Origin of the sequence: Streptomyces sp. NPDC004647 (assembly GCF_040609575.1) — a bacterium.
Taxonomy (GTDB): Bacteria; Actinomycetota; Actinomycetes; order Streptomycetales; family Streptomycetaceae; genus Streptomyces.
Genome location: NZ_JBEXKU010000001.1, coordinates 47,273 through 61,858 on the forward strand (window position 1 = coordinate 47,273; position 14,586 = coordinate 61,858).

The 14,586-nt window shown below is 66.8% G+C and carries 11 protein-coding genes; 5 read left to right on the forward strand and 6 right to left on the reverse strand.

Annotated features, from left to right (window positions below; genetic code table 11):
* Positions 1 to 775: 775 nt before the first annotated feature.
* Complete coding sequence (locus ABZW18_RS00185) at positions 776 to 1,201, forward strand: hypothetical protein (RefSeq protein ID WP_356179805.1); 426 nt, start codon at positions 776 to 778, stop codon at positions 1,199 to 1,201.
* Positions 1,202 to 1,213: 12 nt separating this feature from the next.
* Complete coding sequence (locus tag ABZW18_RS00190) at positions 1,214 to 2,212, forward strand: hypothetical protein (protein ID WP_356179806.1); 999 nt, start codon at positions 1,214 to 1,216, stop codon at positions 2,210 to 2,212.
* Between the two features lie 732 nt (positions 2,213 to 2,944).
* Here ABZW18_RS00190 and ABZW18_RS00195 read toward each other — a convergent pair.
* The 5 genes from ABZW18_RS00195 to ABZW18_RS00215 form a co-directional block, all read right to left on the reverse strand.
* On the reverse strand, positions 2,945 to 3,337 hold the full coding sequence (locus ABZW18_RS00195) for an SH3 domain-containing protein (RefSeq protein WP_356179807.1): 393 nt from the start codon (positions 3,335 to 3,337) through the stop codon (positions 2,945 to 2,947).
* Positions 3,338 to 4,473: 1,136 nt separating this feature from the next.
* The gene (locus ABZW18_RS00200; RefSeq protein WP_356179809.1) at positions 4,474 to 5,019 is read right to left on the reverse strand and encodes a hypothetical protein; all 546 of its coding nucleotides are present in this window, start codon (positions 5,017 to 5,019) and stop codon (positions 4,474 to 4,476) included.
* Positions 5,020 to 5,029: 10 nt separating this feature from the next.
* Positions 5,030 to 5,812 (reverse strand): class I SAM-dependent methyltransferase, encoded by a 783-nt coding sequence (locus ABZW18_RS00205; protein ID WP_356179810.1) that lies wholly within the window; start codon positions 5,810 to 5,812, stop codon positions 5,030 to 5,032.
* 677 nt (positions 5,813 to 6,489) lie between these two features.
* Complete coding sequence (locus ABZW18_RS00210) at positions 6,490 to 7,158, reverse strand: hypothetical protein (RefSeq protein ID WP_356179812.1); 669 nt, start codon at positions 7,156 to 7,158, stop codon at positions 6,490 to 6,492.
* A 2,353-nt stretch (positions 7,159 to 9,511) separates the two neighbouring features.
* Complete coding sequence (locus ABZW18_RS00215) at positions 9,512 to 9,910, reverse strand: hypothetical protein (protein WP_356179813.1); 399 nt, start codon at positions 9,908 to 9,910, stop codon at positions 9,512 to 9,514.
* A gap of 430 nt (positions 9,911 to 10,340) precedes the next feature.
* On the opposite strand from ABZW18_RS00215, the gene ABZW18_RS00220 reads away from it, so the two are divergent.
* The 3 genes from ABZW18_RS00220 (at position 10,341) to ABZW18_RS00230 (ending at position 12,828) form a co-directional block, all read left to right on the forward strand.
* Positions 10,341 to 11,063: a metal-dependent hydrolase gene (locus ABZW18_RS00220; RefSeq protein ID WP_356179815.1), complete on the forward strand. Its 723-nt coding sequence runs from the start codon at positions 10,341 to 10,343 to the stop codon at positions 11,061 to 11,063.
* Positions 11,063 to 11,641 carry an XRE family transcriptional regulator gene (locus tag ABZW18_RS00225; RefSeq protein ID WP_356179817.1) on the forward strand — a complete coding sequence of 193 codons (579 nt, stop codon included), beginning with the start codon at positions 11,063 to 11,065 and terminating at the stop codon, positions 11,639 to 11,641. The genes ABZW18_RS00220 and ABZW18_RS00225 overlap by 1 nt, the downstream gene beginning before the upstream one ends.
* Before the next feature lie 203 nt (positions 11,642 to 11,844).
* Positions 11,845 to 12,828, forward strand: a complete 984-nt coding sequence (locus tag ABZW18_RS00230) for a DMT family transporter (RefSeq protein ID WP_356179818.1) — start codon at positions 11,845 to 11,847, stop codon at positions 12,826 to 12,828.
* A gap of 535 nt (positions 12,829 to 13,363) precedes the next feature.
* Here ABZW18_RS00230 and ABZW18_RS00235 read toward each other — a convergent pair.
* The gene (locus ABZW18_RS00235) at positions 13,364 to 14,251 is read right to left on the reverse strand and encodes a Ku protein (protein WP_356179821.1); all 888 of its coding nucleotides are present in this window, start codon (positions 14,249 to 14,251) and stop codon (positions 13,364 to 13,366) included.
* Positions 14,252 to 14,586 lie beyond the last annotated feature (335 nt).

Here is a 14,586-nt window from a genome sequence, read left to right on the forward strand (position 1 = left end):
CGGGCCAAGGTTGCCGCTGCGGCCGGGGCCGCAGCGGATGTGCGGGATCACGTTGACCGGGTCCTGGCCGACGCGCAGGCGGATGGGATGGACGGCGACGAGCGGAGCTGGGCGGCATTGTTGGCCGCGCAGTCCCGGGCCGCCCACTGGGTAGCCGGAGCAGCGGCGGCCGGTGGCGATCCAAAGTCTCATGGTCCACTCGAGTGAACTCTCAACTCTTACTTGAGAGTTTTGAGTTGTTGAACCCGAGTTGCGTGCGGCACTAAGCCCGACGGGGGCGGAGCGCGCCGAGCCGCCAGCGGCCATGCCGGCGGGCCGGTTCGAACCGCAGAGGAGTGCCCCCCTCTGGGCTCGGATGCCAGCAGACCGGCTGCAGTGCGCACCCCGCACGAGCGGGGGAGAAGGCGGTAACGCAGAGCAGAGATGAAGAAGCGACCGGGTGCTGATTCAGAGCCACTTCCCAGTGGCCGGTCGCTGGGGCGGGTCCACGAGCCGGTGCGGTGCGCAACGTGGGATTTCGATGCCGCCGTCGCGACGCTCACGCGAACCTTGTGCCGCCGTTTCTCGGCGGGGGAGGGGTCAGGGGCTGGCTTCCAGCGGTGCGCATCCTGTGGGAAGCGGCGGTAGAGCCTGCTGTCCCGCCCTGCGGCACGCGTCACAGGCTTGTGGTGGCAGCCCGTGAACGAGTGGCCTGGTGCTTGGTATTGGCACGCGGGAGCGTGCGTAGGCTTGACGGCTGCAGGCCGCACACAACCTCGCTGGGAGTCACGCTGACATGGCTGAACTGTTCGATCTCGACCGTGCTGCGCGGACGCGCGCGTCGATGCTCACTGACCTCCCCGCCGGGATGCCGCAGGACATCGCGGAGGCCTTGAGCGGTCCGGGTGTGCCGGACTACCTCCTGAGCCGGGGCTTTGAAGTCGTCGACGACATCGGCGCCCTCCAGGGGCCAGCATCCGGCCCCGTGGTGGTTCCCACCGAACTGCACTACGGCGGGCTGGCCCCCGAGGTCCTCGTGGACGACACCGAGGACTGCGCCCTCCTCTACCAGAACGTGCTGGCCGAGGGCACCGTCGACGCCCAGCAACAGGTCCTGAACGAGGCGCGGCTCACCGCGCTGTGGCCATCGCTGTCCCTGATGCTGCCGGCCGCGATCGCGCAGGTCTGGCAACGGCGGTTCCCCGTCCTGTCGGCTGACTGAAATGAGGCCGTGATGCGCAAACCTGAAGAGCAGCGGGCCGGCTTGTTCGTTGCTGCTCATGCAGCGGATGCCTGCGCGGCCCGTGGCTATGCCTTTCAGGTGGCCGGGGGCCTGGCCTTGGCCGCGCATCGGGCTACAGAGCGGGCCACCTATGACATCAATCTGACGTCCGAGCACCCGTTTGATCCTGTGCAAGCCCGGGAAGCGATCGCCGGCCGGTTGCTGCAGCTGGGGTATCAGGTAGCTGACGATGACGGCGTAGCACGTCGGGGAGTCACCGGCAGGCTCAAGGTCACCCTGCCGGGGGCAGGGCCGGTGAATGTCGATCTGGCTCAGATGCCGCAAAGCCAGGACACCGTGATGCTGTGGGGCCGCGTGCCGGTTGCCGGCCTCGCGGACTGCGTGCTGCGGACGCTTCAGGCAGTGCGTGGGCGGTCCGCGGTGCAGGACTATCTCGACGTTGTGACGTTGGAACGGCATCTGGGGCCCGAGCAGTTTGACCGGATCACATTCGAATTCCTCCAGCACGAGGCGGCCCGTCTGCAGCCGGGCAAGCGGCGGGTTCCGTTCATGCACCTGCACGAGCGACTGCTGCTGGTCATGCACCAGCCGGTCAGACGGTTCGAGCACTACGGGTGCCCGGCCCGCCAAGCCGAGGGCATGCGCGACGCGGTGGTCACCATCGCCAGCAGAAACATGGCCTCAGCGCCGGGGGTCGATGGAAAGCCCTCGATCTTCTCACTCCCGCGAAAGCGGCTGGAGACGATGCGAGCGGAGATGCTGGCCACCCTCATGGACGACGCTTATGGCGCGGATACCAACCATCCCGATGTCGTCGCCGGACACCAGACGCTGGAGCGGACCATCGCCTACCTGGAAGGGGAACGGCTCCGCCGGGAGGCACAGAGGCGACTACCGGCGAACCCATCGCCGCGGCACTCTCCTGGTCACCAGCGGCAGCATCATCAGCCCGGGCAGCAATCGCCCGGTGGTGCGCCTCGGTACCCGTGAGTTGCGCATCGAGGCGGGCGCACGGCGCTGGTGTCAGATGCCCTGTGCGGCGTCGTGACGACCCGTATCTCCGGTGACGCGACCGGCCTCAAGGCCAGGTGCGCCCGCCGCGAACCCCTTTCGGCGTGAACGAGGCGAGTAATCCAGCCAGACCCAGGCATCGGGGCCAAGCCCGACGGTCGGACCGGACTGGAGGCGGTGAGCGCTACACTCCGTGCTGCGCCGCGGTCCCGGCAGCGTAGAGCTGCTCGCAGATCGCCGGCACGATCCGCGCTGCCCCCCCAGCAGTGAACCTGGACCCGTCATGCCGGTGTGAGCTGGGCAGCCTGATTGGCGTCGACAACGAGGCTGATCCGAGCTGTCGGGCGGCCGCGATTCTCTGGTGCCCGCGCAGCAACCCCCACGCGCCAGACTGCGGTCCCGCCCGGCCAGCCCGTGGGTCGGCGGACCGCCACTACTGAGAACCGATACTCCCCACCGGCTGAGGCGGGCTCGACGGGGAGAGGGCGGCAACAGCGCCGGAACGTCGACAAGGCCTGCTTCTGTACCGCGATAGCCACCAACCTCGGGCCGGTGGCTATCGCGGTACAGAAGCAGGCGCACGACGAAGGCCCCTACGGCGGCCGGGAACGCGCCATACCGCGCATCGCCGGTGCAGCCCCCGGCCCCGTCCGCCATATCACCCGGCGCGGTCGGGCATCACAACGGCGGGCTGCGCGAGGCGACGCCCGGTCAGCGGTTGGACGGGCAGCGGTCGTCTTCGGGGAAGCACGTCTGCCAGTTGACGTAGTATCCGGAGATCCAGCCGTGCGTCCCGGCACGCATTCCATAGCGCGACCGCTTATCGAGCTTCGCGTACACCCAGCGACCGCCGCCCTTACCGCACAGAGCAGTCAGGCGGTCACGGGAGTGCAGCTGGCCTTTCGCGTAATGACCGGTCCCGGGCCCGTTGCGGAGGTTGACTCCATTCGACGTCGGCCAGATGTCCTGGTCCTTGATGTTGTAGGTGCATGACGAGGAATTCGCGGCATTCGCAACCGGGGCGGTTGCCATGGTCAGGCCGGTCGCGGCGACAAGTGCCAGGGCACCGGAAGCCACGGTGGAAACCAGCTTATGGCGTGTCATCTGTTGCTCCTCCGGAAGGCAGGATTGGTGCACCGAATTTCGGGTGCGGAAGGAGCCTGGCGAGCAACCGTCGGAGCGGACAAGGCGTCCCGTCGAAACACGGGCTGTTTTCCCGCCGTGGGGAACACTTAATGGCAAGGCATTCCGTGAGGCGGAATCGGACGCAGCGAAGGGAATTTGAATGCAGTGCCGGGACCCCACTTGGCGGGAAAAGACCGATGCAGCGGGCTCGGGTGCCGCAGTACCGCGCTCCTGTTCGTTGTCGCCGCAGGCACGCCGTTTCGTGCACCACGTACCACGGAGACGTGCCAGTGGGCGGGACTCCAGGCCAGCGGCAGGGTGTCGGACCGATCACCTGGGACAGCCACTACGAGCTGCTGACCCTCGCCGTCGAGCGACCGTCGCCTACAGCCATCGCCGAAGACGTCTTGCCATCGTGCCGCTCGTAGCGCTCCCGATAGGTGACGCGCGAGCGGGCCAGCTTCTCCACGACTCTCCGCGCAACCCTGTCCAGGTATTCCTTGCCGATGGCTCCGGTTCGCCGGCCGTGTACGCTTTCAGCGCTGCGCGTATCCAGCGCCTGGAAGACGCGTGCAGTCGTGCCGACGACAGTGGGGCAGCCATAGACTTGAGAAGTCGACTGGAAGCCTCCTCAAGGTCCTCGCGATCGGCCATGCATGAACTTTTGTAGAAGGCCGCGACGATGCGATGTGACGGTTTTACCCCCAGCAGCATTCCTCCAGGACCAGTTGATAGCCGCAGCGGTGTCGGCTTGGGAGCGGAGGGGCGGAGCCGGGGAGGCCACGAAGTCCTCCTGGCTCTGTAAGGGGATGAAGGTCCCCTCGTCAGCCAAAGGCCTCCACAGTCCGTTGAGCGAGTCAGACGGGCCGAAGGAGCTTCACCGGCCGTACGCCATCGGCTCACACAGCACCCTCGCCGGGCGTAGCGAAGTGTGATGTTCTCCCCGGCCAAGGGGAGTCGTCGGAGATTGGACGGCGCGGTGTGGATGTCCTGGGTGCTATGAGCGGACTGTATCGACGTCGCTTCCGCCTGCTGATCGCTCGGTGGGATGGGACGCCCGCGGGTGATGGCGGATCAATGACGCGTCACTCCCCGGGCCCATGCGGCCGCGAGGGTCAGGGGTGGATAATGCCGGGCATGCCACCGACCGGGAGCTGGTCCAGCACGGTTCGTGCGGCCGTGGCGAAATACTCTGCTTCATCGGCGTTGTCATCGGCGCTCTGGAGGCACTCCCACCACACCTGAGCTGCGGCATCGGCCAGCGCCTGGACTTGCTCCGGTGAAAAGGATCGCCTCCGGCCCTCGTCATCCTGATGCCGAAGCCGGGGCCGGGAGAGCTCGACGAAGGCCCTATTGGGGAGACAGCGTCGCAGTGCATCGACGAACGCCTTGGGAACGGTGACCGTCACGACGGGGGAGTACAGCTCCTGTCCGGTCTGCGGGTCGCTGATCGTCCAGGAACCGAGAGGGCGGAGCTGCATCTCGCGGCCGCTGTTCAGCGTCAGGTGCAGCGTGGTCTCGGCGCCGAAGCCTTCGACCGCCTTTACTGTCCCGGTGTGCCGTGTGGGACGGGCCAAGTCGTCTTCTGGGTCCTCGGACATCCACGCGTCGTCCGCAGTGATCTCACACCCGAGGAGCGCTTCCCAGCCGTTGCCACCCATTCGTTTCACCTCAATTCTGGGTGCCGAGGATGAAGGCGAATCGGTCGGGAAAGGCTACTTGCCCGCTCGGAATTTGAGCGGCGACTTCGGCCAGGCCCCGCTCAATCTCGGCTGCGCTGAATGTGCTCAGGAGAGACATGAAGCGGTCCCGGACCATGGTTTCCCACCGGTCCAGGCTGAATCGGAGGGGGAAGTGGGCGTAGCCCAGCTCGGTGTGGAGGGCGGCACTGCGCATTGTGGCGGCGATGACTGAAGGTTGAGGTTGGCCCTGGGTGAACCGGGACAGGGCTTCGGGCCACAGTGGGTAGCTGATGGTGGTGGGAAGCATGGTCACCAGGAGGCGTCCGCCGGGCGATAGAAGCCTCGCCAGTCCGGTGACGACCTCCATCCGGTCGGTTGCCGGCACATGGTGCATCACCTCTTTGGCGAGGATCATGTCGAACTTGGGGAAGGGCAGACGCGCGCTGCCCCGCGCGACGTCCTGAGCTGAGGCCAGAACGGGCAGCAGCTCGGCTTGGCCGACTGCGGTCAGTTGCAATGTCTGCTCAAGCATGGCGGGTGAGGGGTCAATGACTGTGATGGGCCTTCTCGTGGGGGCGAGAGCGGGAGTGTAGATGCCGGTGCCACACCCCAGGTCCAGTGCGTGTTCGCCCTCCACCGGCTGCAGGTAGTCGCGGATAGACCGCCGCATCCAGGCGACGTACTCCCTCGAGTGCATCCAGTGGTCGTTGAACTGGGGCGCTATCCGGGCGTAATGCGCTTCGCCGCTTCCCGGAACCTGTGGTTGTCCCACCCCGAACACCTCTCCGGATCGATCACCCCAGCTGGTGGACAACACGCTAGCGACACACAGCGGCCGGGACGACGAGCCTCGGGGCTGTCGAACGGCTGACGGCGGCGTCGGGCACTGGCCCGGCGCCGCCTCCGGCATCCCTCTTTCCCCCTGGCAGCCCACCAGGACCCGGCGTCGGCCGGGCCCAGGCCGGTGGCAGCGGGCGAAGCGGCACAGAGGGCCGGATGCATCGCGGCAGTACAAGCGAGGCAGAAGCCTTTCGTGACTCGCGATATCGCGAGGCGATGCCTGGCTGGCGTGCCGTGCGCGCCGCTTCGCTGTGGTGGGTACGACCGATGATCGGGTTGTGATCACGACTGCCCCCGCTGTCCTGTAGGTTCCCATCGGCTGTTTCATTGTCAGGTCACCTGACCTGCGGATTCGTGGTGCTGTCCCACTGCCGTGGCCAGGGTTCTCGCCCAGGGAACTGTCCTTTTCCACGCTGGACGCTCAGCCGTACTGCCGTGGCCACCGCTGTACCCATCGGACCACCAACCCCGCGTTCCCGAGGCGACCCCGTCGGCCGCCAAAAACGCTGAGGTCCTGCCCCGACCACGCGTGCAGACGGCGGCCGGGGCGGTCCTGTACGCAATGAGGGGAACTACTCGCTCACGGGGCATGAATCCCATCCCCCTGCCCTATTGGCCACGCGGTGGACATCGCCGCTGCGAAAAGGACACGGGATCTGGGATCCCACATCCATGCAGGACCAGTCGACTGGTGTGCTTCAGGCGCCTGGTCTGGTCAACAAGACCACCGGTGAACAGGCGCCGGGCGAAGGCCTCACCGCATGTGGCGATCGTGATCTCGATGAATGCGACGTCCTTCTGCGCTGCTGCCCGCAGGTCGATGATCTCCTCGCGTGACAGCTGCTCGAGGTCGAGTGGCCCCGTTGCGGCGGCGGAGGCCTCCGAGGAGACCTGTTCTGCACCCCGTACCTGCTGGACAGCTGTATGGACTTGACGGACCACGGTGGGGTTGCGCGGGCCACTCCAGGTGCCCTCCCATTCTTCGTGCCGGGCATGGGCTGCACGGTGGGAGTCACGCCATTGCGTCACCGCTGCGGCTCGCTTGGCCGGGGTGTCCAGGACCTGCGGGGCGTTGCGCAGGAGCTGAGCAAGGAATCCTGAGGGGCGGCGGACATGGCTTGCGCCCCCGCGCAGGTGGAGCCATGCCCGGACTTCGACCGTGGTCCAGCCGGCGTCCGCAACGTGCCGTGCCACCCACGCAATCCGTGGAACGGAGGCGCGGCTGAGCCAGGGGATCTGCTGGATGAGCTCATAGGCGAGCTGGTAGCGCCGTCCCACGGTGTTGTGCTTCCGGCGGGTTCTGCTCTTCGGCTTGCTCCGGGTGGTGGATATACGGGCCCCCTCTGCGAGCTTGCTCTCAGAGGGGAGGGATGTATGACCCGCAGTTGAAGATGTACCAGTAGTACCCCCCATTGGGGTGCAACGGCGCCGGGCCCGTGATGCTGTCGTGGAGGCGTTCGTGCATCGCTGACGGCGGGGTTTCTGGGCAACCTGCTTAGCCAGTCCGGCGAGCAGTTCACGACCGTGCGCCGATGCGCCAGACATCCAGCGGTCGACACCTTCACCCCTGGTTCGGATCCCGAGAGCTTGGTCGAAGGCGAGGGGAATCGTGCGAACGAACTCCGAGGCCTGCGGTCGCTCCCCCCTGACGCGGGTGCCTTTGACGGCATAGACGAGCAGGCCGGATTCGCGGAGCATCTCCAGGTGGTACTGGATCGTGCGCTCGCTCAGGTCCAGGAGGCGAGCGAGGTAGGCCACGCCCGGGCGGCATGGCGAGAGCCGGGCCATAACGTGCGCGACCCGCACGGTCGTTACTCCGAATCTCGGACCGTGGGAGCGCCCCGGCTGGTAGAGGCCGGCGCCCGCCATCCAGTGGACCGCCTGTTTCCACGCGAACGGACTCCGAGCGACCCTGCCCGTCGTGGTGGCGATCCACTGCTCCGTGTCCGGCACGTGGAGCACCGTCGGTATGGGCCCCGGAAGGCAGGGGCCGGGCTGGATTTCCTCTGCTGCGGCGTCGAGCGCCCCAGGCTCGAACGGCCACGGCAGCAGCGGATCGGAGCCGGAAAGACAGGGATCCGCAACCGCGGGCCCGTTTTCTGCGGGCATGTCGGTTCCGCAGGACACGCTTCCTTGACCACAACACCCTGGGGGTGACGGCCGCTGGGTGTTGTGGCGGGCTATGCAGCCTCGTTCGCCGCCGACCGGGCTGCAAAACGGTCCGGGGCGCGCCTGCACCGGGGGTAGGGAAGTGGGGTGCCCGGTGTCGGGACATGCTCGAGCGGATTGCTTCGGCAGTGTGCTCGGAGGACTACCGTCACCTGCCCGCGCGACCGTGTTTACAGTGCCGCCGGTAGCCACATCAGGGTCGACGGCGCCGGCCATCACAGGGGCCAAGGGTGGCGTCGGCACCCACCACATCTCCTGGGTGCATCGCGATATCGGCCATGCCTGATCTGGCAGGCGGCTGTGACCTGGGTGGTCGAGGAGCGGCTACAGAGAGGCAGCCGCCGCAGGACGGCCTGCCTACTTCGCCTCACAGCTGTGCCGGGTGAGGACGTACGCACGTCACCGTGGTGATCAGGCTGTCGGCAATGAGGATTGCCGACAGCGGTTCGTTCGGTGTGTCGGGGCGTGCGACAAGGCGGGAGGATGTGGTCCGCGTTCGGCACAGCCTGCGCAAGAGCTTGCCATTGATGTACGGACGGTGACCGTGTGGCAACGAGAACCGCTCGATTGGCCGAGAACAGCTGGCGCGCGGGCCGAGCAAGCTGACAAATGCCAGTGCGGTACTGCAAGATGTACTCCATCTCTGGTGTCCTCCAGGGATGACTGAAGCCCCCTTGGGGCTGATGCTGCTGGGAAGCAGTTACTGCCAGACCGTGAGGTCTGGTTCTTCGCTCGACGGAGCTGCTAACTCCGTTGGAGCGGTGACGGCCGGACGAGGAGCTGCTAACTCCGAGTCGGCAGGGGATGGGCGAGGAGCGTCCTTGCTAGGGCGCCCGCCCGAAGTTCTATGCCATTTCGCCCTCCTTGATGGGGGCGTTACGTCCTCCGCGGCGACCACACGACAACAAAACCCGGTCCAGCGGCGTCATCGACGCGGCTCGGATACCGGGCTGACCGTGCGTTTGTGTGTGGTTGCGGGTACGCTCCACCACGAGACACCGCCTATCTCGGTTTCTCGACTCGATAAGCCCCCGATGACTTGCCTAAGGTCTCGGGGGCGTCGTGTTGTCAGGACTAGCAGTAGCGGGGATCACACTATCCCCAACCCTGGCCACTGTGCACAGCCTGTGCAGCAGTCCAGCGCGTCGCGAGCGTCTCGAACGGCCTCCTCGCGCTCCCCAGTTCACCACTCGCCGTACATCCCTGATGCTTCGCGTCATATGTACTCGATTCGTCCACCTGCTCATGAACCGGTCACACAAGCCCAGTTCGGGGATCGAGCTTCCAGCCGATGAGTAAGTCCGCTGGCGGAACGAGGGACTTGGAGCTACTGCTCGTCGCGAGCACGTTAGGGATCTGTGCCCTGACGTCGCGAGCGCGGCCTCGTCGGGGACCTGGAACTGGTGGTTTCGGTTGGGAGCGCATCCGCTGGGGCCTAGTGTCTCGTGATTCCGTTATGTCACTACGAGTTATTCCTGACCAGCTTCTTCATGTTGGTCTGGACGAGGCGGACCTTCGCGAGCACCTCACCGGCGGTCGCGGTCCACGTGAAGGATTTCGCGTTCTCGTTCCAGGAGTCGATGTAGTCGCGGATCTGCTTGATCAGGACGTTGACGCTGGAGAAGGTGCCGCGGCGGATCGACTGCCGGGTCAGGATCCCGAACCAGATCTCGACCTGGTTCAGCCAGGAGGAGCCGACGGGGGTGAAGTGGAAATGGACGTGCGGGTTCTTCGACAGCCACGCCTGAACCTCCGGCGTACTGGCCGAGCATGTTCCGCAGTTGGGTGAGTTGGTCGGCGAACGTCTGCTGCTCGGCCGGGAGCATGTCGTCGACGATCCGCCGGGCCTCGGCCGTCTCACCGTGGAGGATCGCGAACAGGGCGGCCGTCTCGGCGTAGGTGGTGACGGAGATGGCCCTCACGGCTGCTTCTCCTTGCCGCTGCTCGCGGCGTCGGCGGGGAGTTCGTCGACTTCGCTGTCGTCCTCGGCGGGCTCGGTGCCGATGTGGTCGAGTGGCGACCTGCGGCTTGGACAGTGCCTTCATGCGACCCGATGGTTCCGTGCGGCGCTCGACCCGATCGGGGGTCGTCTTCGGTCCCCCTTGGGCCTGCCACCAGCCGATCGCCTTCCGCGCGACGATGGCATTGCTGCGGCAGCGGCTGCCACTCCCAGGATGCGCTCGACGCGCGGGCCCAGGCCCCGGGGGCCGCGGGGGGATCGATCTACGGTTGGGTCGTTCGCTAAATCGAACGGAGTGTGCATCATTTCATTCGTTCGTTATAGTGAACCTATGGTTCATTCAAGCGGGACGCTTCAGAACAGTGCGCAGATCGCCACCTATCTGGAGGACACGTACCTGGATCAGGCCGATACGCGGGTGATCGCCGTGGGTGAGCGGGACGGTGCACCGTGGGCAGCCGTCGAGCACTGCCTGTTCCATCCTCAGGGCGGCGGCCAGCCCGCCGACCGGGGCTGGTTGGAGGACGTGGAGATCGTCCCGGTCCGGGACCGCGAGTCGGGGCTGGTCGTAGCGGTGGCACCCGAGGGCGGCGATCTGCCGCTCCTCGCCGAGGGGCAGGAGGTGCGGGCACGGATCGATGTGCAAGCCCGTACGACGCACGCTGCACTGCACACGGCAGGACACCTGGTCGAGGCGGTTGGGCGGATGCAGGGGTGGGAGATGCTTAGCAACATCCACTTCCCCGGTCAGGCACGCATCGAGTTCCAGGCGCCGCAGCCGGACGCCCGGCTCGCCAACCCCGAGGGGCGGGAGGAGGTCACCGCCGCTTTGCGGGTCGCGGTGGCCGCCGCGATCGCCGATGACCTGCCCGTCTTCGCGCGATATGAGAGCGAGGGGCAGCGCGTGGTGCACCTGGACGCACTGCATGCCGCTCCGTGCGGGGGCACCCATGTGCGCAGCCTCGGCGATCTGGACGAGGTGGTCCTGCCGACGCTGAAGGTGAAGAAGGGCCGTATCCGCGTGTCCTACACCGCGACCCACCGGAGTCCCTGATGGCTGCGACGTCTGGGGCCGGTCGGCAGCCGGTGAGCAGTACCGCAGTCGCGGTCGGCGCGAAGATCCGTCTGCGCCGCCAGCAGCGCGGCATGAGCGCCGCGGAGATGGCCCGACGCGCCGGGCTGAGCAAGGCGACGCTGTCGCAGCTGGAGGCGGGCAAGGGCAATCCGACGATCGACACCCTGGACGCGATCGCCGTCGCACTGCGCATTCCGCTCGCGGATCTGCTGGCGCGCGACGCCGACACCGGGCCGGTCTACCGGCCGGGCACGCCCGCCGAACCGGGCGAGGTCGCACGGGAGTTGCTGCGCCGCATCAGCAGCGGCAACAGCCTGGAGATCTGGCGGCTGCGTATCCCGCCCGAGACGGAGATGGCCGGCGTGCCGCACGCCACCGGCACGATCGAGCACCTGCTCATCTCCGCCGGGCACGTGACCGCCGGTCCGGTCGATGCCCCGCAGGACCTGGGCCCCGGCGACATGCTCGCATTCGCCGGCGACGCCCCCCACTTCTACCGCACCAGCACCGAGGCGGTAGACATCACCGTCGTCTTCGCCTCCCCCATCAGCACCTGACGGCAAGGAACCCCACCCATGAGCACTTCCACCGATGCCGTACCCTCCGGCCGGGCCGTCATCAGCGACAACAGGGCGGCCGCACCCGGAACAGCGCACTATTCGCTTGTCTCCAAAGACTTGGATCTTGCAAGCTTGCCGCTCACGTGCGCACGCAGGGCGCACGCAGAGAGCTACGGGAAGACGCGATCGTGAGTCGGCGGGTGGGAACGGCAGCGGCGGATAGTGATGCCAGGTCCGCGAGCAGGGCGGATGGCCGCGCGCTCGCCGCGGCCTCTGTCACCGTGCTGCTGTGGGCATCGTCGTTCATCGCGATCCGCAGCTCCGCTGCGCATTTCGGGCCGGGCGCGCTCGCCTTCGGCAGGTTGGCGGTGGCGTCTGTCGTGTTGAGCGCCCTCTTGCTGGCTCGGCGCGGCGGGTTCCCGCCCCGTGAAGCGTGGCCCGGCATCCTCGCCTCGGGAGTCCTGTGGTTCGGCGCGTACATGGTCGCGTTGAACTGGGGTGAGCAGATCGTGGATGCCGGTACGGCGTCCCTGGTCGTCAATGTCGGGCCGATCCTGATGGCGCTCCTGGGCGGGTGGCTGTTGAAGGAGGGCTTCCCGCCCAAGCTGATGGCGGGTGTGGCGGTGTCGTTCGTCGGGGCTGTGGTGGTCGGGCTCTCCACGTCCGGTGGGGGAGGGTCGTCTCTCATGGGCGTACTGCTGTGCCTGTTCGCGGCGGTGGTGTACGCGGTGGGTGTAGTGGTGCAGAAGCCGACGTTGAAGCACGCCACACCGATGCAGGTGACGACGTTCGGTGCGCTCGCAGGAGCGGTGGTGTGCCTGCCGTTCGCCGGGCAGTTGGCGTCGCAGGTGAGCCAGGCTCCCGTGTCGGCGACGTTGCAGGTGGTGTACCTGGGCGTCTTCCCGACGGCTCTCGCGTTCACCACGTGGGCCTACGCGGTCTCTCGTACGACGGCAGGGAAGATGGGTGCCACGACCTACGCGGTACCGGTGCTCGTCGTCTTCATGTCGTGGCTGTTCCTCGGCGAGGTGCCCGGCTGGCTGACGCTCCTCGGCGGCCTCCTGTGCCTGTCTGGGGTCGCAGTGTCGCGGATGCGGGGGAAGGCGCCGGCGCCCATCCCGGAGGGCACGCAACCGAGCCGAGCGGCTGCGGAGCCCGACGTATCAGCGGAGTCTGCACGGTAGGCGGCGGTGTCGGGGTCGCGAGCGATGATCCGCGACTACATCGACTCCTGGAACGAGAACGCGAAACCCTTCACGTGGACCGCGACCGCCGGTGAGGTGCTCACGAAGGTCCGCCTCGCCCCAAACCAACATGAAGAAGCTGGTCAGGAATAACTCGAAGTGACATGAACGGAATCACGAGACACTAGCTCAACACGGTGCAGGTGCGGCCGGCCTGCAGTTTCGATCGCGAGAGCCGACCTCGCGTTCTCAGGAGCCGGAATCCAAGTAGCCGCGCGGGCCACTGGATCTGTTCAGCCAAACGGGGGTCAGTTGGACCCACCCTGGGAATGTGCGATGACCGATGCCTGTGTCAGTGGCGCAGTCAGAGGCAATGTCGCGCGACTGGCTGACGGTGCCGGGAGGCACGCTCAGCTCAACGTTCACGGCCTCAAGGCTGCCGATCCTGATAGCGGCCTCTTGTGCCAGGTCGAAGTCAGTGGGGACAAGGAGCACGTGGAGCCCGCCTGCGGGACCTGGACTCTGTGGGGCGGGGTCAGGCCCGCTTGCGCGGCTTGCTCGTGGTCTTCTTCGCGGGCGTCTTCTTCGCGGTCTTCCTGGTTGCCGTCTTCTTCTTCGCACCCGATTCCTTCGGCTGTCCGCCGCGGGCTTCCTGGGTTTTGCGGACGGACTGTTCGAGGGCGGCCATGAGGTCGACGACACCTCCGCGCGGCGCCTCCGGCTGCTCGATCTTCGGTGGCGGCCGGTGCTCAAGCTTCGCCGTGACGACTTGCTCGAGGGCGCGGGTGTAGTCGTCGTGCAGCTCCTCCTCCGGCACCTGGTCCATGGAGTCCATCAGCTCGAGGGCGCGCTGGAGTTCCTCGTCGGTGAGCTGCACCTCGCGGTCTGGGGCCATGCCGGCGTGTGGGCGGATCTCGTCCGGCCACAGCATGGTGTGCATCGTGAGGGCGTCGTCGACGACACGGATCATGGCCAGTACTTCTTTGCCGCGCAGGGCGACTTTGCCCACGGCCGCTTTCCCGGAGCGGACCAGTGCGTCGCGGAGCAGGACATATGGCTTGGCTGCCGCTGGGCCGTCGGCTTGCATGTAGTAGGCGCGGTCGAGCTGGAGAGGGTCGATGTCCTCGCCGGGGATGAACGCGAGGATTTCGAGGGTTTTCGCTGTGGGGATGGGCATCTGGTCGAGCTCGTCGTCGGTGAGTGTGACGACGGTGTCCTTGCCGACGGGATAGCCCTTGGCGATGTCCTCGTTCGGGACTTCTCCGCCATCGATTTCGCACACTTTCCGGTTTCGGACGCGGCTCGAGTCGACGGTGTGGACGCGGTGGAGGCCGAGGTCGTGGGATTCGGTGGCGCCGACGACCTGTACGGGGATCGTGACCAAACCGAACGAGATCGCCCCTCGCCAGATGGGTCGCGGCATGGTGGTTCCCTTTCGCCCGGGGTTGCCACGCTAGGTGTGGTCGGGCGGTCTAGCGACCTGGGCTGAGCCACCAAAATAGAACAAACGAACGACTTTGGAGGTTGGGTAAGCCCACCTGGCGGGAGGACCCAGGCCGACCGCCCTTGAGTCACCGTTCCCGTCACATAGGACGCGGAGCAAGATCCTTCCCACTGCTGTTCCGTCTCGCGAAACGAGCGAGGTCACAGGCACATTTGCCTGTCGTTGCACACCGAACATCGGCTCTGGTGGTGCAGCGCACCCGCGCGAGCCCTTGATCGCTCTGCCCTGCCCACCGGACGTGGGGAGTGGTGGAC

Excerpts from the sequence above, each read along its gene's own strand:
- ABZW18_RS00185 (WP_356179805.1), top strand. The coding sequence starts at position 776 with ATGGCTGAACTGTTCGATCTCGACCGTGCTGCGCGGACGCGCGCGTCG.
- ABZW18_RS00190 (WP_356179806.1), top strand. The coding sequence starts at position 1,214 with ATGCGCAAACCTGAAGAGCAGCGGGCCGGCTTGTTCGTTGCTGCTCAT.
- ABZW18_RS00195 (WP_356179807.1), bottom strand. The coding sequence starts at position 3,337 with ATGACACGCCATAAGCTGGTTTCCACCGTGGCTTCCGGTGCCCTGGCA.
- ABZW18_RS00200 (WP_356179809.1), bottom strand. The coding sequence starts at position 5,019 with ATGGGTGGCAACGGCTGGGAAGCGCTCCTCGGGTGTGAGATCACTGCG.
- ABZW18_RS00220 (WP_356179815.1), top strand. The coding sequence starts at position 10,341 with ATGGTTCATTCAAGCGGGACGCTTCAGAACAGTGCGCAGATCGCCACC.
- ABZW18_RS00225 (WP_356179817.1), top strand. The coding sequence starts at position 11,063 with ATGGCTGCGACGTCTGGGGCCGGTCGGCAGCCGGTGAGCAGTACCGCA.
- ABZW18_RS00235 (WP_356179821.1), bottom strand. The coding sequence starts at position 14,251 with ATGCCGCGACCCATCTGGCGAGGGGCGATCTCGTTCGGTTTGGTCACG.